This window comes from Pseudomaricurvus alcaniphilus, from assembly GCF_011440395.1.
GTDB lineage: Bacteria > Pseudomonadota > Gammaproteobacteria > Pseudomonadales > Cellvibrionaceae > Pseudomaricurvus > Pseudomaricurvus alcaniphilus.
Map to the genome: position 1 here is coordinate 39,357 of NZ_JAAOIX010000004.1, position 23,720 is coordinate 63,076.

The window sequence follows — 23,720 nt, forward strand, 5'->3', positions numbered from 1 at the left end:
GCTACTGATTTAACAGCCAGGCTTCCACCAGCGCCACCACCAGCAATAGCGCCGTGGTGCATTGCCAAAAACGCACAGGATCGCGCTGTAACAGGGGTGCGCTTTGATGTTCACTCAGCAGTTCCTGGCAGGGGGTGCGAATCGCCGTCAGGAATTCACTCATGGCCAGATAGCGCTGCGCCGGTGACTCGGCACAGGCTTTTTCCAGTGCCAGGTCCAGCCACAGGGGAATCTCCGGCCGCACCTCTCTGGCGGAGCGATAGCGCCACTCCTGGTAGCGCTGGGGATTGCGCTGCTGTGCCGCCGAGGTTTTGTAGGGCAAGGCTCCGGTGAGCATCTCGTACACCATAACACCGATGGAGAATATGTCCGAGCTGTGCGAGCCCCGTTCGCCGCGCAGGTATTCCGGGGCGATATAGTCCACCGACCCCACCGGGGTGTCGTCCTGGACCCGGGCGGAGATCTCATCGAGGCCGTCGACCTTGACCGTGCCAAAATCGATCAGCACCACCCGCTGCTCCGCGGTGATAAGAACATTCTCCGGTTTCAGGTCGCGGTGCACCATGCCCAGGCGCTGAAAAATCCGCACCGCGCGCACTATCGACTCGGTCATGACCCGCACGGTATCCAGCGACGGCATCGGATTGTCGTGCATCCATTGGCGCAGAGTCTGGCCGTCAATGTATTCACACAGGTGGTACAGAAACGGAGAGTTGTCCGGGCGCGGAAAAATTTTCATCACCCAGGGACTGTCTATGCGCCGCCCCACCCACTCCTCGCGAATAAACCCCTCCAGATAGAGCGGGTCTTCGGCGAAGTTCTCCGACGGCGCTTTCAGCACCAGCCGTTTGTTGCTGCGCGGCTGCTCCACCAGGTACAAATGACTGCGGGTACCCGAGTGGATAATCCGCAGCACCGTGTACTGATCGATCTTGTGGCCGACATCCATCACCGGTGGAATCACCAACTCGGTCAACTGGCGATGAATTTCATCAATTTCCGAGTTCGGCAACTGCACGATGCGCACCAGCAAGCAACTGGCGTTATCGTCGCTGCCGTTGGCCAATGCCTGTTCCACGATCTGCCGGGCGGTGTCCTCCAGGTCCTGCTGGCGGTCGCTGATCAACTCCCGCAGGCGGCTGTCGGTCAACCACTCGTGCACACCGTCGGTGGAGAACATAAAAATGTCATCTTGCTGCAGGGTGACCTGGGTATAGTCCACCTCCAGCCGGTCATCCATCCCCAGTGCGTGGGTCAGAAAGCTTTTCCGCCCCGCTTGCTGGTGGCAGTGATCGCGGGTTAACTGTTCGAAGGTGTTATTGCGCAGCTGGTAGATGCGGCTGTCGCCCGCGTGGACGATATGGGCGGTGTTGGATTTGAAAATGGCGCTGGAGAATGTGGTCACCAAACCATTGTGGCGCAAGTCACCCTGCTTGCCGTGGTGAAACAGCCAGGAGTTGAGCGAGGTTAACACCCGCGCCGCAGACTTCTTCACACTCCAGCTGTCCGGGGTGCTGTAGTAATCCTCGATAAACTCACTGACACTGGTGAGGCTGGCCAGCTGGGCGTGATCACTGCAACTGACGCCGTCAGCCATGCATGCCGCGAAGCCCTTGTAGTTCACTACCCCGGGGCTGGCCGGCAGCTTGACCGCAAAGGCGTCCTCGTTGGTCTCTTTTTTACCCGCCGTGGTATAGCCGCCGACCTCAATGGTCAGGGCTTTGGCCGCTGTATCTGTCGCCATATTTCTTCCTAGACAAAAAAAGTGGCGCCCCCGAGCCAGTTACCTGGCCAGGGGCGCCACTTTGGATCTTACCAGTAACGCCAATCGCTATCAGGCTTTGGCGACATCGATCATTTGTACAGTACCGTCTTCGTTGACTTCGGCAATCTGGCCCTTGGGTTCTTCCATAAACAGCAGGGTCACGAAACCCAGTACTGCGGTGCCCGCAATCACGTAGAAGAAGGTGCTGTATTCCACCGACGCCAGTACCGTGAGGTACACCACCGCCCCGACATTACCGTAGGCGCCGGTCATGCCTGCGATCTGGCCAGTCATGCGGCGCTTGATCAAAGGCACTGCCGCGAATACTGCGCCTTCGCCAGACTGCACGAAGAAGGAGCAAGCCATCGCTGCAATAACCGCCATCCACACCGCCCAGGAGCTGTCGACCGTACCCATCACAAAGTAACCCACGGCCAGGCCGGCGGTCAGGATCAACAGGGTCGGCTTGCGACCAAACTTATCCGACAACCAGCCGCCACCGGGGCGCGACATCAGGTTCATAAAGGCGTAGGCAGACGCTACCATACCAGCCACTACCGGAGTCAGTTCAAAGGTTTCAGAGAAAAACAACGGCAGCATGGAAACCACGGCCAGCTCGGAACCGAAGGTGGCGAAATAGAGAACATTCAACACCGCCACTTGCTTGAACTTGTAGCGGTGCAATTCAGGTACAGGCTCGGAGAAGATGGTTTTGTTGACGCGCCAGACGTGGGAGCTGTCGTAGAGGTACAGCAGCACCAGGCCGGCATAGATGGCATTGACCACAGCCGAGCTGAGGATATTCACGCCCGCCGGAGACAGCTTCCAGGCCAGCAGCGCCAGGGCGGCGTACATAGGCACTTTCATGATCAGCAGGAGAAAGAAATCGCCAACGGAGGTGACTTCCATGGCGCCAAGGTTTTTCGGCCGAAAGTAGGTGGAACCCTTGGGGGTATCGCTGACATTCTTGTAGAACACAAAACCGAACAGCAGGCTCATCACACCGGTGATGCCCATGGCGTAGCGCCAGCCGTCGTCGCCGCCAAACATGACCGCAATGGTGGGCAGGGTAAAGGCCGCCGCCGCCGAGCCGAAGTTACCCCAGCCGCCGTAGATACCCTCTGCAGTGCCCAACTCGTTGTGCGGGAACCACTCGGACACCAGACGGATGCCGATCACAAAGCCGGCGCCGATAAAGCCGAGGGCAAAGCGGGCGATCGCCGCCTGGACAAAGTTGTCCGACACCGCAAACATAAAACAGGGTACCGAGCAGACGATCAGCAAGCCACTGAACACCAGCCGCGGGCCGTACTTGTCGGTCAACATACCAATCACCACCCGCGCCGGAATGGTAAAGGCAACGTTGAGAATCAACAGTGTCTTGATCTCTGCGGTGGTCAAGCCGAGGGAAAGTTTCACCGCTTGCAGCAGTGGTGCAAAGTTAAACCACACCACAAAGGTGATAAAGAAGGCCATCCAGCTTAGATGAAGTGTTTTCATCTTGCCGCTGAACGAGAAAATATTGAATTTCTCGGAGGTTGTCATGAGCGTCGCTTCCTGAGGTTAATAGGTAATTGCAAATGGTAAATAGGTAACAAGATTTAGCAACATGCGTACCAACTATTTACTTTTTTAAAATCAATAGCTTACAAATATCGCTTACTATAAATCGGGTTTTCTGCACAAATGTTGTGCCGGGGCGCACCAGTTGATGACACTTTTTTTGAATGCTGCCTGACCGGGCTCGCCAGAGACGGTGCAGCCTGGCGATAAAATGCACCAATCAGGATCACAAGCAATTAAACTATCAATGAACCGAGGCGCGGCGCGGCAACGTTTTCCGGCAGAGCCGCGGCTTAGACGAGCCAAAAAAAAGGACGCCGAGCGCCCTTTTTTTTGAACTCATTGTGCTGCGCCACGGCAACAAGCCAAAGCGTGGCGCAGCGGTTGATATCGCACTGGCCTAAGCCGGTTGCAACTGTACCTCACCCGCCTCCAGTCGCACCGGGTACACCTTGAGAGTGTGCTCCGGCTCTTCCAGGCAGGCACCGGTCTTGAGATCAAAGTGCTGCTTGTAGAGCGGCGAGGCCACCACCACTGCTTCGCCGATGGAACCTATGATTCCGCGGCTCAACACATTGGCTTCGCCAATGGGGTCGAAGTTGGAAACCGCGTACAGCTCCCCGGTTTTCTTGCTGTAAAACACCGCCACCTGCTCGCCATCGAGCAGCGCACAAAGGCCGGTATCGGGGGTGAGATCTGTCTCTTTACAGATTGTTGTCCAGTTACTCATCAATTCTTTCTCCTCTAAATCAGTATGGCGGCGCGATTAATCGGCCAGCTCGACAGCCGCGATGCGCTCTTCCTTGAAAGCCGGACGGCGCTGCTCCCGCTCGACCACATAGGCCAGGTTGCTGTCGGTGGCATCGGAGTTAATAAAGTGGCGGAAGCGCTTCAGTTTTTCCGGGCTCTCCACCGTGGTTTTCCACTCGCACTGGTAGTTGGCGATATTGGCTTCCATCTCCGCTTCCAACTCGGCCGCCAGGCCCAGCTTGTCATTGATCACCACATCCTTCAGGTAGGCCAGCCCGCCCTCCAGGTTTTCCAGCCACACCGAGGTGCGCTGCAAACGGTCTGCGGTGCGGATGTAGAACATCAGGAAGCGATCCACGTACTTGATCAGGGTCTCAGCGTCGAGATCCGTCGCCAGCAGGTCGGCGTGGCGCGGGCGCATACCGCCATTACCGCACACATAGAGGTTCCAGCCATTTTCAGTGGCGATAACACCCACATCCTTGGACTGGGCTTCGGCACACTCACGGGTACAACCGGAAACCGCAAACTTCAGTTTGTGCGGCGAGCGCAGGCCCTTGTAGCGATCTTCAATTTCGATGGCAAAACCGACCGAATCGTCCACCCCGTAGCGACACCAGGTGCTGCCCACACAGGACTTCACGGTGCGCACGGACTTGCCGTAGGCGTGCCCGGTTTCGAAGCCGGCATCCACCAGCTTCTTCCAGATCACCGGCAATTCATGCAGCTGGGCACCGAACAGGTCGATGCGCTGGCCGCCGGTAATTTTGGTGTACAGGTTGTATTCTTTCGCCACTTCGCCGAGCACGATCAGCTTGTCCGGGGTAATCTCACCACCGGCCACCCGCGGCACAATGGAGTAGGTACCGTCTTTCTGCATATTGCCGAGGAACACATCGTTGGTGTCCTGCAAGCCAACCAGGTTGTCTTCCAGCACATACTCGTTCCAGAAGGAGGCCAGGATCGAGGCCGCAGCGGGTTTACAGACATCGCACCCCAGGCCCTTGCCGTGACTGTCGAGCAGCTCATCGAAGGTCTTGATTTTCTTGACTCGCACTATGTCGGCCAATTCCTTGCGGGAATAGGCGAAGTGCTCGCAGATGTCGTTTTTCACTTCGTAACCGAGATTGCTCAGCTCTGCGTCCAGCACCTGCTTGGTCAGCGCCGCGCAACCGCCACAGCCGGTGGAGGCCTTGGTCGCGCCCTTGATAGCACCCATATCGGTACAACCGCTGGCCACCGCCTCTTTGATCATGCCCTTGGTGACGTCGTAGCAGGAACAGATCTGCGCGGTATCCGGCAGGGCGTCGACACCCAGGCCCATGGCCGCCTCGCCGTCCCCGGCGGGCAAAATCAGGCCCGCGGGATTGCCCGGCAGATCCATGTCGTTGAGCATCAGCTGCAGCAGGTTACCGTAGGCATCCACATCGCCCACCAGTACCGCACCCACCACCTTCTTGCCATCGGCAGAGACGATCAGGCGCTTGTAGACCTGCTCGATTTCGTCATTGTAGGTGTAGGACTGGGCCCCGGGGGTGTTGCCGTGGGCATCGCCGATACTGGCCACATCGACACCCAGCAATTTCAGCTTGGTGCTCATGTCGGCACCGCGGAACTGCTCGTCACCGCCAGTGATATGGGACACGGCCACTTTCGCCATGGTGTAGCCAGGCGCGACCAGGCCGTAGATACGACCGCTCCAGAGCGCGCACTCACCGATGGCGTAGACGTTGTCGACATTGGTCTGGCAACTGTCGTTGACGACGATGCCACCGCGCTCGCCAATCTCCAGGCCAAACTGGCGCGCCAGCTCGTCCTGGGGACGGATACCGGCGGAGAACAGGATCATATCGGTTTCCAGGTGGCTGCCGTCGGCGAAATTCATGCGATAGCGGCAGTTCTCGCCGGCTACGATTTCCTTGGTCGCCTTCTCGGTGTGAACATTCACCCCCAGCTCTTCGATCTTGCGGCGCAATAATTTGCCGCCACCTTCATCCAGCTGCACCGCCATCAGGCGCGGGGCAAATTCCACCACGTGGGTTTCCAGGCCGGCAGCCTTGAGGGCGTTGGCCGCTTCCAGGCCGAGCAGACCGCCACCGACCACCACGCCAATCTTGCTTTGCGCCGCCGAGGCACTGATCGCCTCCAGGTCTTCGATGGTGCGGTACACCAGGCAGTGCTCCTGGTCGTTGCCGGGAATCGGCGGCACGAATGGAAACGAACCGGTGGCCAATACCAGCTTGTCGTAGGATTCGACCCGCCCGCTGCTGGTTACCACCTGATTGTTGGCTGTATCCAGCTCGGTCACCTTCTCGTTGAGGACGAAGTTGACCCCATTGTCGCGGTAGTACCCCTCGCTGGTGAGCATCAGGTCATCTGCGGTTGCGCCGCTAAAATAACTGCTCAACTGCACCCGGTCGTAGGCCAGCCGGGGCTCTTCGGAAAAAGTTACTATGTCGAACTGGTCGGCTTTTGGATCCTGCAACAAGTTATCAATAAACTTGTGCCCAACCATGCCATTGCCAACTACTACGATACGCTGCTTGCTCATCAGTCATCCCCTGCTTAAGCTGATAATTTTTGAATTTGTTGATTGCCAGCCACATCCTGGCTGGCGCGGCCACTAAACCAGCTGAGCTGGTCGGCCAGGTCCACTACCCGTCCCACGACGATCAAAGCCGGTGATTGCACCGCTTCGCGACGGGCCAGCTCGGCCAATTCGCCCAACTCCCCCCGCACCGTGCGCTGTTGTGGGCAGCAGCCGTTTTCGATAAAGGCGGCCGGTGTCGAGGCACGGAGCCCCGCCGCTACTAATTCTTCGCTGATCATGGCCGCCTTGCTGAGCCCCATATAGAAGACCAGGGTGTGGTCCAGGCTGGCCAGTGACCGCCAATTAATATCCAGTGCTTTTTCTGCGTGGGCGGTGACCAGGGTGCACCCCTGGGAGACTCCCCGATGGGTCAAGGGAATACCCGCATAACTGGTGCAGCCGGCTGCGGCGGTGATCCCGGGCACCAGCTCCACTTCGATATTGGCGGCCTTCAGCTCCAGCATCTCTTCGCCGCCACGACCAAACACGAAGGCGTCACCGCCTTTCAGGCGGCACAGGTTCAAACCCTGGCGAGCTTTCTCCACCAGCAACTCATTGAGGCGCTGCTGGGGAATCGAATGGCGATCCTTCAATTTGCCGACGTACAGCGCCGGAGTTTTAAGGGGAAAAGTAGCGCGAATAGACTCGCTCACCAGCGCGTCATACAGAATCAGGTCGGCCTGCTCTATGGCCCTTACTGCTTTCATGGTCAGCAGGTCGGGATCACCGGGGCCCGCCCCTACCAGCCATACCTTGCCTGGACGGACGCCGTCACTGGCAGGACGCTTGTTAATGTCGATAATCTCTGTGCTTTGCATCGGGCTGCCCCTTCGCCAGGCTGGTTAGGTTGAACGCTGTGTTTTCACTGTCCCTTTGAGTACAGCAAGGACGATGCCAGACCGTGAAAATCTTCCCAAAAAAATAATAAACCTATATTTTTCAAAGAATTACAAATTCAGCGGCTGCGCCAGAATGTACCCAAGGACCGCTAAACGCACGTCGCCGGGCAGCTTGAGCACCATTAGGCACCACAAAAACACATAAACGCACCATATTTGAGCCATCATGTTCCACAATACATCGGAAAAATCATTTTAATTGCTTGAGCATCTATTTATAGATGCACCATTATGATTCAAAATATGGATAAAAAACGCCGCTGCTGCTTGGACCGTCTTCTATATACCCCAGCCAATATACCCGGTAACAGGCGTAATCCCGGGCCGTTCCGGCACTGGGCCTGATCTATGGCTTGGCAATTGCCATCTTTAGCTTCTGCGTTAATGCTCCCAGCTTACTTCTTGCGGCTCTTGGCTTACTTATTGCTAGACAGATACTCATAGACGGATGATCACGGTCAATAAGGACCGCTGGATTGCAGAGATATCGGGAGCCCACTGTGACAAATACTCGCCCTCAAGCCTGGACCAAAAGCACTTGTCCCTACTGTGGTGTCGGCTGCGGCATAGAGGCCCGGCCCAACGCCGCCGGGTTACTGGATATCCGCGGCGACAAGGAGCATCCGTCCAACTTCGGTCGCCTGTGCTCCAAAGGTATGGCTTTGGGAGAAACCGTGATTCCGGATGGCCGCTTGCTGCATCCGAGCATTGCCGGGGTGCGCACCAACTGGGATACCGCCCTCGACCACGTTGCCCGGAGCTTCCAGCAAACCATCGCCGAGCACGGCCCCGACAGCGTCGCCTTCTATGTATCCGGACAGATGCTGACCGAGGATTACTACGTCGCCAACAAATTGATGAAGGGCTTTATCGGCTCGGGCAATATCGACACCAATTCGCGCCTGTGCATGTCCTCCAGTGTCGCCGGCCATAAACGCGCCTTCGGTACTGACACGGTACCCGGCTGCTACAGCGATATGGAGCAGGCCGACATGGTGGTGATCACCGGCTCCAATCTCGCCTGGTGTCACCCGGTGCTGTACCAGCGCCTGAAGGCGGCCAAGCAACAGCGACCGGCCATGAAGATCGTGCTGATCGACCCTCGCGCCACGGACACTGAAGAGATCGCCGATCTGCACCTGGCGCTGAAGCCCGGCAGCGACGTGGCCCTCTTTAACGGCCTGCTCAGCCATCTGGCCAAGCACCAAAAAGTCGATGAAAGCTATGTCCAGAACCACACCCAGGGCTACAACAAGGCCCTGATGTGTGCACTAGAGGACGGCAGCGATCCCGAGTTACTGGCGCGCACCACCGGCGTCGACCCGATCCAGTTAAAGCTTTTCTACAGCTGGTTTGCGCAAACCGAAAAAGTCATGACCCTCTATTCCCAGGGCGTCAACCAGTCATCCCGGGGCGCTGACAAGGTCAACAGCATCATCAATTGCCACCTGGCGACAGGCCGCATCGGCAAGCCGGGCTGCGGCCCCTTTTCCCTCACCGGACAGCCCAACGCCATGGGCGGGCGCGAGGTGGGCGGACTGGCCAATACCCTCGCCTCCCATATGGAGTTCGGCAATCCGGAGCACCAGCGCTTGCTGAGTGAATTTTGGGGCACCGACAACCTGACCCGGCGCCCCGGTCTCAAGGCGATCGACCTGTTCGATGCCATTGAAAACGGCAGCGTAAAGGCGGTCTGGATTATGGCCACCAACCCGGTGGTCAGTTTGCCGGATGCCGACAAGATCAAGCGCGCGCTGCACAATTGCCCGCTGGTGGTGGTGTCCGATTGCATTGCCGACACCGACACCACCCGCTGCGCCGATGTGTTGTTACCGGCCCAGGGCTGGAGCGAAAAGTCCGGCACGGTCACTAACTCCGAGCGCCGTATATCGCGCCAGCGCCGCCTGCTGCCGACCCCCGGCGACGGCAAGCCGGACTGGTGGATCATGAGTGAGGTGGCCAGGCGCATGGGCTTCGGCGCCGCGTTCAACTACCTGCACGAAGGGGAAATCTTCGCCGAGTACGCCGCCTCCACCGGGCTGGATTACCGCAATGCTGCGGGACAGGTCAACCGCGACCTGGACCTGACCGGCCTGGCCCAGCTCGGCGCTCGTGAATACCGCGATATGGCGCCGCAACAGTGGCCCCTGCCGGAACTTGACCAGCGGGTTCAACACAAACGCCTGTTTGCCGACGGCCACTATTTCACCGCTGACGGCAAGGCTCGCTTTGTCGCCGTGCGCCACCAGGCGCCGGCATCAAGCACCAGTGCCGAATATCCCCTGAGCCTCAACAGCGGTCGTATTCGCGACCAGTGGCACACCATGACCCGCACCGGGCTCTCGGCGCGACTCGGGGCCCACTTGCCCGAGCCCTATGTCTCTATTCACCCCGACGATGCCAGCCGTTACGGCTTGCAGAAAGGCAAAATCGCCGCGCTCTCGAACGAGTGGGGCTACGCTCGTATTCGCGTCGATGTCTCCACCAAAGTTTCCCCGGGGCAGCTGTTTATGCCCATCCACTGGACCGGGGTCATGGCCAGCGCCGGTCGCGTTTGCAGTCTGGTCAGTCCGGACACCGACGCCATCTCCGGGCAACCGGAATTCAAGTACACCCCGGTGGCGATCGAAGACTGGCCCTACCAATCGGAAGCCCTGCTGCTCACCGGCGCCGTGATTGACACCTCGGCGCTGGACTACTGGGTGCGGCAAAAGGTCAACGGCGGCTATTTGTACCGCATCGCCAGCCGGGAACCACCGGCCAAGCTGGGCGCGGCGATAAAGCATTACTGTTCCGACACCACCCCCGGCCGCGAGCTGAACTTTTGCAGCCCGGCACAGGGACAGTACCGCCACGCCGTCATTCACCAGCAGCAATTGCAAAGCTGTTATCTGGTGGCCCCGTCGCTGCAGGAGCAGGACTTCGAATGGGTCCAGAGTCTGCTGGACGAGCCCCTCAATGGCGATATGGAGCGCTCGATCCTCACCGGCATCGCCGAGGGCGCCCTGGCACGGGGGCGGCTGGTGTGCGCCTGCAAGCAAGTGGGCAAGAACACCATCTGCCAGGCGATTCGCGAGCAGGGCCTGGAAACCGTCAGCCAGGTCAGCGACTGCACCAGCGCCGGCACTGGCTGTGGCAGTTGCCTGCCCGAATTACAGCATTTGCTGGCCGATGAACTGGAAAACGTAAAGACTGTAAAGTCCAGGTGACCACTACTGCAGAATTCGGCACAATAGGCGCCCATGAAACTAACCGATGGCTTCGGCCGCAACATTACCTACCTGCGCTTGTCGGTCACCGACCGCTGCAACTATCGCTGCGTTTACTGCATGGCCGAGGACATGACTTTCCTGCCCCGGGCGCAGGTGCTGTCACTGGAGGAGAGTGCCGAAATATGTGCCACCTTTGTGGAGTTGGGGGTCGATAAAATCCGCATCACCGGCGGCGAACCGCTGGTACGACGGGACATCGACGCCCTGTTCCGGCAAGTCGGCCAGCTGCCCTCCCTGCGCGAGTTGACCCTGACCACCAACGGCTCCTACCTGGCCAAATACGCCAGCCACTTGCACAGCGCCGGCGTCAAGCGCATCAATGTCAGTCTCGACACCCTCGACCCGGAACAATTCCAGGAGCTGACCCGATTCGGTCAATTGCAGGAAGTACTGGACGGTATCCAGGCGGCGCGGGCCGCCGGCATAGAGCGAATCAAGCTGAATGCCGTGATCCTGAAAAACCGCAATTTCAGCCAGGTGTTGCCACTGGTGGAATTCGCCCTGCAGCACGACCTGGACATCAGTTTTATTGAGGAAATGCCGTTGGGCCAGGTCAGTGAGCACGGACGCCAGGAAGAGTTCTGCGCCAGCGCCGACATTCGCGAGCTTATTCAAGGCCGTTATCCGCTGCTGCCCACCGCCACCACCACTGCCGGTCCGTCACGCTACTGGCAAATTCCCGGCCGCGACAATCTAATCGGCTTTATCTCCCCCCACAGCGATAATTTCTGCAGCAGCTGCAACCGGATCCGGGTCACAGCGGAGGGCAAATTAATCCTCTGCCTCGGCAATGAGCATTCCCTCGACCTGAAGGCGATCATGCGCCGCTACCCGGGTGAGCGTGAACGCCTGAAAGCGGCCATCGTCGCCGCCATGGGCAACAAACCGGAAAAGCACCATTTTTACGAAGACGACGCTCCGCAGATCGTCCGCTTTATGAATTCCACCGGGGGGTAATCCCCACCCCTGGCAGCGAGTAAACACTCTCCCCCATAAGCATTGCTGCCCCCAACTCCAAACCGGACTTTAATCACCATGGAAAAAGCCTTTACCCCCCTCAATCTCGCCGTACTGACAGTGTCGGACACCCGCAACGAAGACACCGACACTTCTGGCCACCTGCTGCGCGATGCGCTGCTCGAGGCGGGCCATCATTATTTCGACCATCGCATTGTGGTAGACGACATCTACCAGATTCGGGCGGTGGTGTCCCAGTGGATTGCCGCCCCCGAGGTACAGGGCATCATTATCACCGGCGGCACCGGCTTCCACGGCCGCGACAGCACCCCGGAAGCCGTAACGCCACTGTTCGACAAGGTCATTGACGGCTTTGGCGAACTCTTTCGCCAGGTTTCCTACGAGCAAATCGGCAGCTCCACCATCCAGTCCCGCTGCGTCGGCGGTCTCGCCAACAACACGGTGATCTTCTGTCTGCCGGGCTCCAACAATGCCTGCCAGACCGGTTGGGACCTGATTCTCAAACCGCAACTCGACAGTCGCCAAAAACCCTGTAATTTTGTCGCCCTGATCAGCCGGCAAGATTGAGGCGCGGGCGCCGCCGGGCACAACTTGTGCACTATTCAGGCACTATTCAGTAAAGCGGGGTTACTCTTTACGCCAACATTCGCTCAGCGTTAAGAATAATGAATCTCACCCCTGGAGGTCCCCGTTTTGGAAAGCTATGACGCCCTGCTGGCCACGCTGGCACTGACGATGGGGGCATCCTGGGCCAGTGGTATCAACCTCTACGCCGCTCTGCTGGTGCTTGGAATCGGCGCCTCAACCGGCAATATCGACCTGCCCCCGGACTTGCAAACCCTGGCTGATCCCATGGTGATCGGCGCCGCCGGACTGATGTATTTTATCGAGTTTTTTGTCGACAAGACCCCCGGTGTGGACAGCGGCTGGGACACCTTGCACACCTTTATCAGGATTCCCGCCGGCGCCCTGCTGGCGGCGGGCGCCGTGGGCGATGTCAGCCCGGCGCTGGGCATTGCCGCCGGTGTTATGGGCGGCTCCCTGGCGACTGTCAGCCATGCGACCAAGGCCGGCAGCCGGGTGCTGATCAACACTTCTCCCGAACCCTTTTCCAACTGGACCGCCTCCCTCGCTGAAGACGTACTGGTCATCGGCGGCCTGTGGACTGCTTTGGCTCACCCGCTGGTGTTTCTGTGCTTGCTGGCGCTATTCTTGTTGGCCGCCATCTGGCTGTTGCCAAAACTGTGGCGCCTGCTGCGAGCCGTTGCCCACCGAGTGGGGCGCTTCCTCGGCCTGGTCGACAAGCCCGACTCTGTTCCCAACCCCGATGATGACAGCGCCACTGCCAGCCCTTTCAGCGACCCCTCTACCGAGCAAGGAAGTGCCGGGAGGTCCGGACACAGCGCCGCCGCCAGCAGCCCGCACGCCGAACAACTGCGAGCCCTGGATTTACTCCGCCAAAACGGCCGCCTCAGCGAGGAAGAGTTTGCACGCACCCGGGCCAAAATCCTCAGCCCGCAATAAACCCCGCCCCCAACTCGAGCCCGCGCCGCCAGCCGGGCCCGAGGAAAATTTCTGTCCACCCGGCACGCCCCGGGAACCTTAACCGCCCGTTGCAAACTAATACATTACGGGGCGAGTATTGCCGGGGAGGACTGTATCCCGACACTGAGCCTTGAGAAAAAATCTACCGTACATTATAAAATTGGATAAGAATGTGGCGATCAGCTTCTGCACGTCACTGCTGAGCGCCCATTCCGACTCAGAAACCAGAGCATTACAAACGATGAATACTTCCGTTGCCTGGCATATATCGGGACTCATCCCAGCCCTCATTTTGACCTTGTCTGCCCTGCCGGTACACGCTGCTGACGAACCCGTGGTAAACGCCAGTTACCTCTCCGCCATCGAGTCCCTGGAGCGCGAATACGGCCCCTACCACAACGATTTGGCCCAACACCTCACCAGCCTCGGAAGCAACTACCAGGCCAGCGGCCAGTATACGGAAGCCGAGGATGCCTACTCCCGCGCCATGCACCTCAACCGTATCAGCGAAGGCCTCTACAGCCTCAGCCAGGTGCCCATACTCGAGCGCCTGATCGAAACCAATATCGCCGCCCAGGATTGGGAGCGCGCCAGTGAAAACCATCAATACCTGTACTGGCTGCATCGCCGCAACTACAGCGACGACGACCCGCGCATGCTGCCGATGCTAAACAAACTGAGCAAATGGCACCTCAATGCTTTTGTGCAGGGCGTGGACGACAGCATGTTCCAGCACCTGGTCAGCGCCCACAACCTGTTCTCTGCAGCCGCCAGTATTATTGCCAACAGTTACGGCGCCAGCGACTTGCGTATCGTCGATGCCCTGCGCGGCCTGACGGTGTCCAACTATTACCTGGCTGCCTATCAAAGCTACGCCAAACCGACCAGTGGCTTTGAGGCGAGCTTCGGCTCAAATGCCAGCCGCGAGGAAGATCACTTCAAAATGGAGCAGTACGTTATTCGCAGCTTCTCCGGCGGCAAGAATGCACTCAGCCAAATCCAGCAGGTCTACGCCGAAAACCCCGATTCACCGGAAGGCGCCTATTTAAAAGCCAAGATAGAGCTGGCCGACTGGCACCTGCTGTTCAATCGCTCCCAGACCGCGATGGAGCTGTACAAGCAGACCATCGCCGAGTCGGCCCACGGCCAGCAGACCGAGGCCATTGTTAACGACCTGTTTCGCGAACCGGTTGAATTGCCCGACCTGAGCGCTGTCGAGCTGCAGCAGCGCAAAGGCGGCGACAACGAGGAATTTGTGGTTGTGCGCTTTGATGTGTCCCCCTACGGCAACGCCAACAACATTGAAATCATAGAAGCCTACCCGGAAAACAAGGTCAGCAATCGCTCCAAGGTCCGCAAGAGCCTGAAGGTCGCAAAGTTCAGGCCGCGCTTCGAAAATGGCGTCGCCGTGGCCACCGAAAATGTCACCCGGCGTTATATTTTTTCTGAATGATCCTTACATTATGCGGTCAACACTGTATAAGGGGGCGAGCACTTGCAGAGGCCCTGTGCTCTGCGTGCAAACCCCGCAGCGGCCACAGCAATGGCATTTCCCCGGGCTGAACGGTGCAACCGGCAGAAGGAAGCTATGAACAAACTGATGATCACCTGCAGCTCCCTGCTACTGGTTATGGGGCTGGCAGCCTGCAAGGAGGAGCAATCCTCCAGCTCCTCCAGCAGTACGCCGAGCTCAAGTTCGAGCAGTAGCTCCAGCAGCAGCTCCAGTTCGAGCAGCAGTTCCGGTTCGAGCGGCAGTTCCGGTTCGAGCGGCAGTTCCGGCAGCAGCTCCAGTTCGAGCAGCAGCTCCAGTTCTGGCGGCACCAGCGCCAGCAGTAGCCCCTCAAGCAGCTCCATGCCGTCGGCATCCGGCCCCCGCTCGCGCAGCTCTGGCAGCAGCAATTACCCCTCAGGTACCAGCAACAGCGGCGGTTCCAGCTCAGCAGGCAGCAGCGATTCCAGTTCAGCAGGCAAGTCCGGTGCAAGTGGCAGCTCCGGCCCCACTGGCGCCAGTCCTGCCGATGGCCGCAATGCTTCGCAGGGTCCCGGCCAGTCGGGGGCCCAGGCCGGTCAGGCCGGTATAGATACCAACCCGTCCATGGACAGCGAAAGCAGCCCCAGTGACGATATCGATTTTTCCGAAGACGACGCTGCCAGCAGTGCCGCTAGCAGCAGTTCCGAGTCCCGCAGTAGTTCCGAGTCTCGCAGCAGCGCCAGTGCCGGCGGCTCGGCGGGGTCCGCCGGATCCCCGCCATCTGGCAGCAATGCCGAAGGTGGCGGCGCAGCGGGAAGCCCTGGTGCGACCCGTGCCGGGTCGGCCCCAGCCAGCGCTGGCCCGGTACTGACCCGCGGTGAGCGCGTCTCGGTATTACAGGGGCGGCTGGATGAGTCCATGTCGTCCTATGATGGTATGATTCTGCGCGAACGGGATTACGTACTCAGCAAAGGCAACCAGAAAGGCAGCGAAGAGGCCCTGGAAAAAGCCGATGCCGGGCAACTCCCCTACGATGAGGCAGGTGCTGAAGGGCCCTATGGCGACGGCGAAGGCCCCGGTGCGGAAGGCCCGCTGGCCGAAGCAGGTAGACCAGCCGCGGGCGGGCCAGAGGGCGAAGAAAACCAGGGTTCCTCCTCCGGCGGTGGTTACCGCCCGGCGGGGAGTGCCAGCCGCAGTGGTGATTACCAGCACTCCGGGGTCACGGCACCACCCGCCGACATTCCCGACGGCAGCGATGACGACGTCGTCGCCAGGCAGATACGGGAAGCGGCCATGCGCGAAACCGACCCGGCGCTGCGGGAAAAACTCTGGGACGAATATCGCAAATACAAAAAACAAAGCCGGTAGCACAGCTGTATGATGACTTTAACCCGACCCAGTGATGAGCGCCCGCTGCCCGGCAGCACAGCCTTGACCAGCAGGTGCCTGTGCCTGCTGGGGCTGCTGTTGTCGATGCTGCTGCTGAGCGCCTGCGCCAGCAATACCACACTAAAGACCACCAAGGTAACTCCCCTGGAGCGAGAGGCGCAGGAGATCCCCGAAGCAGAACTGCTGGACGTGGGTATCTATCAATTCGATCCCGGCCTCGATGCCGCCAACGAGGATGACAAGGTCATCTTTCCGGAGGTGCGCAATGCCGAATCCCGCTTTATGGCCTACCGGCTGATGCAAACCCTGCAAAACAGTGCGGCCTGGGGGGCCGTGCGCGTAGTGCCCGCCTCCGCCGACAGTATCGACGTCAGCATCAGCGGCAGCATCCTCCACTCCGACGGTGAACAGCTCACCCTGGCCATCAAGGCCAGCGATGCTACGGGACGGCTTTGGTACGAAAAAGAATACACCGGCCTGGCGAGTAAATACGCCTACGGCAAGCAGCGCGGCGGCGCCATTCCAGCGGAGCCTTTTCAAAGCCTCTACAATGATATCGCCAACGATCTGCTCGAGTACCGGCGGCAAAATTTCTCCAGCGCCTACCTGCGCAAAGTCCGCACCACGGCCCAGTTAAAATTTGCCCAGGAGTTTTCCCCGGAGGCTTTTTCGGGACACCTGAGCAAGAACAAGCAGGGCGAGCTGGAAATAACCCGCCTGCCGGCCGACGATGACCCGATGCTGCAGCGCATCCAGCAGATTCGCGAGCGGGACTACCTGTTTGTCGATACCCTGCAGGATTACTACGGCGCCTTTGTACGAGAAATGGATGACCCCTACCGGGAGTGGCGCGGACAGAGCTACAATGAGGTGGTTGCCCTGCGCAAACTGAAGCGCGATGCGCGCCGCCAAACCATACTCGGCATCGCCGCGATTATCGGTGGTATTGCCGCGTCCGGCAGTGATAACGGCTCCACCCGCACCGCCGGGGCGGTGGCCGTGGGTGCCGGTGGCTATATGGTTAAAAGCGGTTTCGACAAGCGCGCCGAAGCGGAAATGCACGTCGAGGCGCTGCAGGAATTGGGCGACTCGCTGGAGGCAGCGATAGAACCGCAAATCATTGAACTGGAGGACCGCACCATTACTCTGTCTGGCAGCGTCGAAAATCAGTATCAGCAGTGGCGGGATATCCTCCGGGAAATCTATCGCGCGGAAGTCGGTATCTATTGATTCGGAACTCTATGGCAGACACACCACACTCAAGCTCGGCCAAACCGGCCGGGAGCAAATGGGACGATAGCGAATTCCACCAATCCGGCCAGCGCCCCTGGTGGTTGCGACGCCGGCGCGAGCTGCTGGCGTTTTTATGCCTGCTGGCAGTAACCCTGGCAGTGGTCTTGTGGCTACCCAAATATGTTGCCCCGGTGCAGCTCGCCGTCGAACCCGGCGCGGCGGAGGGCACCACTGGCAGCAACCCCGCCGGCAGCCCCGGCAATGGGGCCCGCTCGGCCGGCCCTGTAGAAGCCCCCTGGCAACAGGCCCAACTGGCAAAAGCGCGACGACAGGCCCAGGAGGTACTCGCCAAGCTGCTCGATCGCCAGACCGCACTGGAAAAAATGCACGTGCAACTGTGGGCCGACAGCGCCTACGCCGAGGCCCTGCAAACCGCAGCCAAGGGCGATGAGCTCTACAGCCAGCGGCAGTTTCCGCTCGCCCAAACCAGCTATACAACCGCGCTGCAACAACTCGAAGCCCTGGTGGCGAGCGCCGACGATCGCTTTCAACAGGCGTTGCAGGGCGGCCAACAGGCGCTGCAGGAACAGCAAGCCGAGACCGCCATCGAGCGCTTCACCCTCGCCACTAAAATCCGGCCGCAGGATGGCGCTGCCCAGGCCGGGTTGGATCGAGCGCTGGTGCTGGAACAGGTGGTTGAACAACTCGACAATGCCGGCAACCAGCTGGTGCAGGGCGATACCGCCAGCGCCAGGCAGCTGGTAGAACAGGCACTGGCGCTCGACCCCCAGTCGGAGCCTGCCCGCGCCCTGCTCGCCGATATCGACCAGCGCATTACCGACGACCGCTTTGCCGCGGCCATGGGGTCCGGCTTCCAGCACATGCAAAAACAACAGTTCAAGCAGGCCATTAGCCAGTTCAAGCAGGCCCTGCAAATAAAGCCCGCCGACAAGGACGCGCGCGAGGCGCTGGCGGCCGCCAATAACCAGAACCTGCAAGCGCAAATACAGGTAGCCCTGCAGCGCGCCAGTACACTGGAAGACCAGGAGCAGTGGCAGGCCGCACTGGAAACCTATCAGCAAGTGCAAGCTCTCGATAGCAGCCTGGTGGCAGCCCGGGTCGGAGTGCTCAGGACCCAGGCCCGGGCCGGGCTCGACCAGCGCCTGCAACAGCTCATCACCGAACCCCTGCGCCTCAATGATGACGGCGTCTACGCCCAGGCGCAGGCCCTCCTCGACGACGCCCGCCGAGTCAAACCCCAGGGCCAGCGCATCGTTGCACAAACCCGCCAATTGCAGCAGGCTATAGCCGAGTCCCAGATCCCGGTCGCCATCCACCTGCGGTCAGACAACCAGACCGAGGTAACCCTCTACCAGGTCGGCGCGCTGGGTAGCTTCAGCGAGCACAAGGTGCAACTGAAGCCCGGCCAATACACCGTGGTCGGCAGCCGCAAGGGCTACCGGGATGTACGCGAGGAATTTGTTGTACGGCCCGACCACCAGGCCCTGACCATCGTCATCCAGTGCACGGAGAAGATATCGCTTGACGGCTAAAGAACCCGATACCCGCGCACAGCACCCAGAAACCAACGATGAAGTCATCGAGTCAGTTGCCTTTCAGCCGGTGTCCGATCAGCTGCCCCACAGGCGCTGGCGACCGACACCGGTAATCGTCACCGCCGCCATTGCCCTGGCGCTAGCGGCGGCGGTGATGATCTACCTGTTTTCCGCCAAGTCACTGTATATTCGCACCAATGCCGAACAACCCAGCGTCACCATTGACGGCCTGCTTACCTTTGCCCTGGCGGATCATTTCCTGCTGCTGCGCGGCAGCCACGAACTGCAGGCCAGTGCCGACGGCTACTTCCCCACCACCACCACCATCGAGGTGACCGAGGCCACAACCCAGTACCTGGACATCACCCTGCAGCCCATGCCCGGGCACCTGACCGTCACCACCAACGCGCCCGCGCAGGTGTATATCGACGGCCAACTGATGGGCGTCAGTGGCGAGCGCCTGTCCCCCATCGAGCCCGGCCTGCATCAACTGCAACTGCTGGCCGAGCGCTACCAGCCCCTGCGCCAGGACATCACCATCGAGGGGCTCGATCAACACCAGACACTGGATCTGCAACTGGCGCCCAACTGGGCTGACATCAGCGTCGCCAGCGAACCGGCCGGCGCCACTCTGTCAGTCGACGGCCAGGCTGTCGGTGAGACTCCCATCACCGCCCAGCTGTTAGCCGGCAAGCATACCTTGCAACTGCAGCTGCCCGGCCACAAAAGCTGGCAACACGTGCTGCGGGTCAGCGCCCAAACCGCTGAGACCCTGCCCGTAGTCACCCTGCAGAAGGCCGATGGCCTGATTACCCTCAACACCACCCCGAGCGGCGCCAATATCACGATCGACGGCCAGTTTTATGGCAGGACCCCACTGCAGGTCGAGCTGGCCCCGGAGCAGAAATACTCACTGACCCTGCTCAAAGAGGGCTACCAGCCGCTGCACGCCAGCCTCAGCCCCCAATCCGGCGCCGAACAGGCCCTCAGCTACTCGTTAAAACCCACCCTCGGCGACATCCAGATTAGCGCCACGCCGGAGGATGCACTGCTTTACGTGGATGGTGTCCTGATGGGCCGTGCCAACCAGACAGTATCGCTGCCCACCCGCCAGCACCGGATTCGAATCAGCAAGAGCGGCTACGCCGACCACAGCGCGACCGTATTACCCCGGGGCGGTTTGCAACAAAAACTCTCCGTGCAACTGCTCACCGAGGAAGAGTACAAGTGGAAAAACATCCCCCCCCAGTTACTCACCGCCGCCCAGCAAAAATTGCTGCTGTTCAAGCCCAATGACCGCTTCAGCATGGGCGCTTCCCGCCGCGAGCAGGGGCGCAGAGCCAACGAAGCCCAGCACACAGTGGTTCTCAACAAGGCTTTCTACCTGGGTGAACGGTTGGTCAGTAACGGCGAGTACCGCCAGTTTGACCGCTTTCACTCCTCCGGCCACGTGCAAGGCAACAGCCTCAATGGCGACGACCAGCCCGCCGTCAACCTGAGCTGGCAGCAGGCCGCCCTGTACTGCAACTGGCTCTCGGAGCGGGATCAATTGCCACCTTTCTACCAGGTTGAAAACGGCGTGGTCACCGGCTTTGAACCTGCCGCCAAAGGTTATCGCCTGGCGACGGAGGCGGAGTGGGCCTGGGCGGCGCGGCGGCGCGACGGCGCAATGCTCAAATACGCCTGGGGCGATCAACTGCCGCCGGCCAAGGGTAGCGGAAATTTTGGCGACCGCAGCGCCGCCAAATTACTCGGCAACATCCTGTTCGATTACGATGACGGATACGCCGTCACCGCACCGTCCACCGCGTTTCCACCCAATCACAACCAGCTCTACGACATCAGCGGTAATGCCGCTGAATGGATAAACGATTATTACGGCATCAAAACCGGGCTGTCACAACAGGTGGAGGAAAACCCGATGGGCCCGGAAAAAGGCGACTACCACGTTATTCGCGGCTCCAGCTGGGCCCACGCCACTATGACCGATTTGCGCTTGTCGTATCGGGATTATGGCAGCGCGGCGCGCAACGATGTCGGCTTTAGAATTGCACGTTACGTAGAATGAGGCTCTCGCTAATGCGCCAACCCAGCGTTTCGAACTCGAGCCGCGCCGACGGCACCGGGCACACACTATGCGCTCGCGCGGCGCTGGCTACCCTGCTGCTGTCGCTGGCAATTGCCACCACACCGGTATTCGGCGAGGACGACAACTCCGCGCAAATTGGCGTACAAATTAGCGAGAAAAAAACAGTGACCGGTGACGAGCCGCAGGCCGAGGCCGGCGCCGCCGGCACCGAACAGCAAGCCGCCGCTAGCCAGCAAGACGGCGAGCAGAACAAAAAGGTCGCCGCGAAAGAGCCTGCCGAGCCCTCCGCGGATCGGTTTGACCCCAGCGAAGAGATCTCCAAGGATCTGTCGGTCTCTTTTCCGGCCGACATATAACCTAACCATCAAGCACACAGGAAACCTGGATGAAACGTAATGCCGGCTCGGAGTTCACCTATCAACTATTTGCCCTGTTGATCGCCATCATCGTGGTGCACTCCCTTTACGTCGCCTGGATTCGCCCCAACGCTGACGCCATACTGCAATACCAGCTCGACCGCCAGGCCAGTGGCGAAGCCTACGTGGTGCAGCGCAGCGTTTACGTGGTGATGCGCGACCTGGAGCAGGAGGCCTGCTTTATCCTGATGTTCTGGGCCATGGCCATTATGGGTTACAAGGCCAGGCTGGCGCTCACGGAACGCAAGTTGCTGGCCATGCCGCTGCTGCGGGTGCGGGAGGGCACCAGCATTTTACCGGAAGATACCGAAGAATTTGCCCGCCCGGTGCAGGCTCTGCCGCAAGAGCAGCAGAGCCTGCTGATTCCCCGCGCTATGCTGGCGGCACTGCGGCGCTTTCACTCGACCCGCAATATCGCCGATGCCAGCAATGCGGTGAAGGAGATGTGTGAGTCCGAAGCCGACCGTCTCGACAGCGAGCTGTCCATGGTGCGCTATATCGCCTGGGCCATTCCTTCCATCGGCTTTATTGGCACGGTGCGCGGTATCGGGGAGGCGCTGGGCCAGGCCCATAAAGCTGTCGAGGGTGATATTGCCGGCGTCACAGTCAGCCTAGGGGTAGCCTTTAACTCCACCTTTATCGCCCTGGTGATCAGCATTGTGGTCATGTTCCTGAGTCATCAATTGCAATTGCTGCAAGAGCGCCAGGTGCTGGATTCGCACAGCTACTGCGAAGACAAACTGTTACGCCACCTGCGCGCCGCCTGAGGGAACTGATCTATGAGCCTGGTACTGGACCTGAACGACCTCGGCATTCGCTGCTACGACGGCGGCAAGATGTTGCTCGAGAGCCCCGGCGTCGCCCTGGTCGACCGCGAGCGACTGCTGTTTGGCGAGCCGGCCCTGCAGGCCAGCCGTACCCAGCCGCTGAACACCTACACGCGCTTCTGGTCGCAGCTGGATGTCACCCCGTTTAACAGCGTCAACCGCCAGATTCGCCACCACGCCGACCTGGCCTACCAGCACCTGCAGCACATCGAGGCGCAACTGGGGCTCGACTTCAATGGCCGGGACGTTATCTTTGCCCTCTCCGGCCAGCTCGACAAACAGGCCCTGGGGCTGTTGCTGGGCATTGCCCAGCAGTGCGGCCTCAACACCACCGGCATCGTCGATACGGCGCTGGCTTCGCTGTTGCCCAACGCCAGCCAACCCCGTCTCAGCCATGTGGAGTGCCACCTGCACCACGCGGTCATCTCCGAACTGGTCATGGACGGGCAGCAACTGCGGCGCCAGCAGGTCGAAGTCTTGCCGCACATCGGCTGGCTCGACTTGCAAGCGCACCTGCTGAAATACCTGACTAACAAATTTATCCAGCTGACCCGCTTCAACCCGCGCCACGACGCCCACATCGAGCAGAGCCTGTTTGACGCCATCCCCGAGTATTTGCAACAGGCAGAAACCCAGCGGGTGATTGAGTGCCGGCTCGATCACAGCAGCATCCAGGTGGACGCCCGCGAACTCTGTGCTGAAGTGGCCAACCGGCTGCAACCACTGACAACCCGGCTGCAGCAACTCAACGATCACAGTCAGCTCTACCTCGGCGATCGCCTGTCGCGGCTGGGCATGTTTTTGCCGCCGGAGCTGCAACAGCACCATCTCTCCGCCGCCGAAGTGGGACAAGCGTTTGAGTCCATCGCCCGCATTTTGCCGGTCCACCCCGACGGCATTCGGTTTACCAGCGCCCTGCCCTGCACCCCGCAGGCCGAGGCCCCGAAAACCGGCATTCCCGCCACCCATATCCTGTTCCGCTCCCGGGCTTACCCGCTGGCAGGCACCTTGTGGTTACAGGCCGATCGGGAGCAGCCACTGCAGACGGATGAGCAGAGTGCCGCACTGGCAATATTGCACAACAACCATATACGCCCGCTGCAAGATAACGGCTTGATGCTCAACGGCCTGACCCTGACCGCGGAGCAACCGTTGCACCAGGGCGATACTGTCAGTCTGTCGGCCCATGGCCCGGTGCTGGAATTGATTACCGTGGAGGGATAGGGTTTTGCCCGCCAGTTAATTGGGCGGCATAAAATTTTCGCAGGCCAGGCCAGCCCCGGCGGCGAACCGTAGCGGGTGCCACAGCGGGCATCCCAACAGCGCATGACGATAAATCATGCCCAAACAGTCAACAGGATTCAGGAAACACAACAC

General features: G+C 59.9%; 18 protein-coding genes. 12 read left to right on the forward strand and 6 right to left on the reverse strand.

Annotated elements, in window-relative coordinates; genetic code table 11:
• Position 1 precedes the first annotated feature (1 nt).
• The 5 genes from G8764_RS10275 to cobA form a co-directional block, all read right to left on the reverse strand.
• A complete protein-coding gene (locus G8764_RS10275) occupies positions 2-1,744 on the reverse strand; it encodes a bifunctional protein-serine/threonine kinase/phosphatase (RefSeq protein ID WP_166164549.1) in 1,743 nt (580 codons plus the stop codon).
• Positions 1,745-1,834: 90 nt separating this feature from the next.
• Positions 1,835-3,310, reverse strand: a complete 1,476-nt coding sequence (locus G8764_RS10280) for a NarK family nitrate/nitrite MFS transporter (protein WP_166164550.1) — start codon at positions 3,308-3,310, stop codon at positions 1,835-1,837.
• Positions 3,311-3,728: 418 nt separating this feature from the next.
• Entirely contained in the window at positions 3,729-4,058 is a 330-nt protein-coding gene (nirD, locus tag G8764_RS10285; RefSeq protein ID WP_166164551.1) for a nitrite reductase small subunit NirD, read from the reverse strand.
• Positions 4,059-4,094: 36 nt separating this feature from the next.
• A complete protein-coding gene (gene nirB, locus G8764_RS10290; RefSeq protein WP_166164552.1) occupies positions 4,095-6,629 on the reverse strand; it encodes a nitrite reductase large subunit NirB in 2,535 nt (844 codons plus the stop codon).
• A 14-nt stretch (positions 6,630-6,643) separates the two neighbouring features.
• Positions 6,644-7,486, reverse strand: coding sequence for a uroporphyrinogen-III C-methyltransferase (gene cobA, locus G8764_RS10295; protein WP_166164553.1), 843 nt, complete (start codon positions 7,484-7,486; stop codon positions 6,644-6,646).
• A gap of 581 nt (positions 7,487-8,067) precedes the next feature.
• On the opposite strand from cobA, the gene G8764_RS10300 reads away from it, so the two are divergent.
• From G8764_RS10300 to G8764_RS10320, 5 genes are all read left to right on the forward strand, one after another.
• Positions 8,068-10,776, forward strand: coding sequence for a molybdopterin-dependent oxidoreductase (locus G8764_RS10300; protein WP_166164554.1), 2,709 nt, complete (start codon positions 8,068-8,070; stop codon positions 10,774-10,776).
• 33 nt (positions 10,777-10,809) lie between these two features.
• Positions 10,810-11,796 (forward strand): GTP 3',8-cyclase MoaA, encoded by a 987-nt coding sequence (gene moaA, locus G8764_RS10305; protein WP_166164555.1) that lies wholly within the window; start codon positions 10,810-10,812, stop codon positions 11,794-11,796.
• A 78-nt stretch (positions 11,797-11,874) separates the two neighbouring features.
• Positions 11,875-12,384, forward strand: coding sequence for a molybdenum cofactor biosynthesis protein B (gene moaB, locus G8764_RS10310; RefSeq protein ID WP_166164556.1), 510 nt, complete (start codon positions 11,875-11,877; stop codon positions 12,382-12,384).
• Between the two features lie 126 nt (positions 12,385-12,510).
• Positions 12,511-13,341 (forward strand): DUF4126 family protein, encoded by an 831-nt coding sequence (locus G8764_RS10315; RefSeq protein WP_166164557.1) that lies wholly within the window; start codon positions 12,511-12,513, stop codon positions 13,339-13,341.
• Between the two features lie 262 nt (positions 13,342-13,603).
• The gene (locus tag G8764_RS10320) at positions 13,604-14,815 is read left to right on the forward strand and encodes a hypothetical protein (protein WP_166164558.1); all 1,212 of its coding nucleotides are present in this window, start codon (positions 13,604-13,606) and stop codon (positions 14,813-14,815) included.
• Positions 14,816-14,823: 8 nt separating this feature from the next.
• Here the strand turns inward: G8764_RS10320 and G8764_RS10325 are convergent, their stop codons facing one another.
• Positions 14,824-15,216: a hypothetical protein gene (locus G8764_RS10325; protein WP_166164559.1), complete on the reverse strand. Its 393-nt coding sequence runs from the start codon at positions 15,214-15,216 to the stop codon at positions 14,824-14,826.
• Between G8764_RS10325 and G8764_RS10330 the strand changes: the two genes are divergently transcribed.
• Genes G8764_RS10330 through G8764_RS10360 form a run of 7 tightly spaced genes read left to right on the forward strand, consistent with a single transcriptional unit; the run spans position 15,215 to position 23,567 of the window.
• The gene (locus G8764_RS10330; protein ID WP_166164560.1) at positions 15,215-16,201 is read left to right on the forward strand and encodes a hypothetical protein; all 987 of its coding nucleotides are present in this window, start codon (positions 15,215-15,217) and stop codon (positions 16,199-16,201) included. The genes G8764_RS10325 and G8764_RS10330 overlap by 2 nt on opposite strands.
• A 9-nt stretch (positions 16,202-16,210) precedes the next feature.
• Complete coding sequence (locus G8764_RS10335; RefSeq protein ID WP_243748726.1) at positions 16,211-17,452, forward strand: hypothetical protein; 1,242 nt, start codon at positions 16,211-16,213, stop codon at positions 17,450-17,452.
• 11 nt (positions 17,453-17,463) lie between these two features.
• A complete protein-coding gene (locus G8764_RS10340; protein ID WP_166164561.1) occupies positions 17,464-19,008 on the forward strand; it encodes a hypothetical protein in 1,545 nt (514 codons plus the stop codon).
• Positions 18,998-21,079 (forward strand): PEGA domain-containing protein, encoded by a 2,082-nt coding sequence (locus G8764_RS10345; protein ID WP_166164562.1) that lies wholly within the window; start codon positions 18,998-19,000, stop codon positions 21,077-21,079. The genes G8764_RS10340 and G8764_RS10345 overlap by 11 nt, the downstream gene beginning before the upstream one ends.
• Before the next feature lie 11 nt (positions 21,080-21,090).
• Complete coding sequence (locus G8764_RS10350) at positions 21,091-21,456, forward strand: hypothetical protein (RefSeq protein WP_166164563.1); 366 nt, start codon at positions 21,091-21,093, stop codon at positions 21,454-21,456.
• Between the two features lie 29 nt (positions 21,457-21,485).
• The gene (locus G8764_RS10355; protein WP_166164564.1) at positions 21,486-22,283 is read left to right on the forward strand and encodes a MotA/TolQ/ExbB proton channel family protein; all 798 of its coding nucleotides are present in this window, start codon (positions 21,486-21,488) and stop codon (positions 22,281-22,283) included.
• A 12-nt stretch (positions 22,284-22,295) separates the two neighbouring features.
• Positions 22,296-23,567: a hypothetical protein gene (locus G8764_RS10360; protein WP_166164565.1), complete on the forward strand. Its 1,272-nt coding sequence runs from the start codon at positions 22,296-22,298 to the stop codon at positions 23,565-23,567.
• The last annotated feature ends 153 nt before the right edge of the window (positions 23,568-23,720 follow it).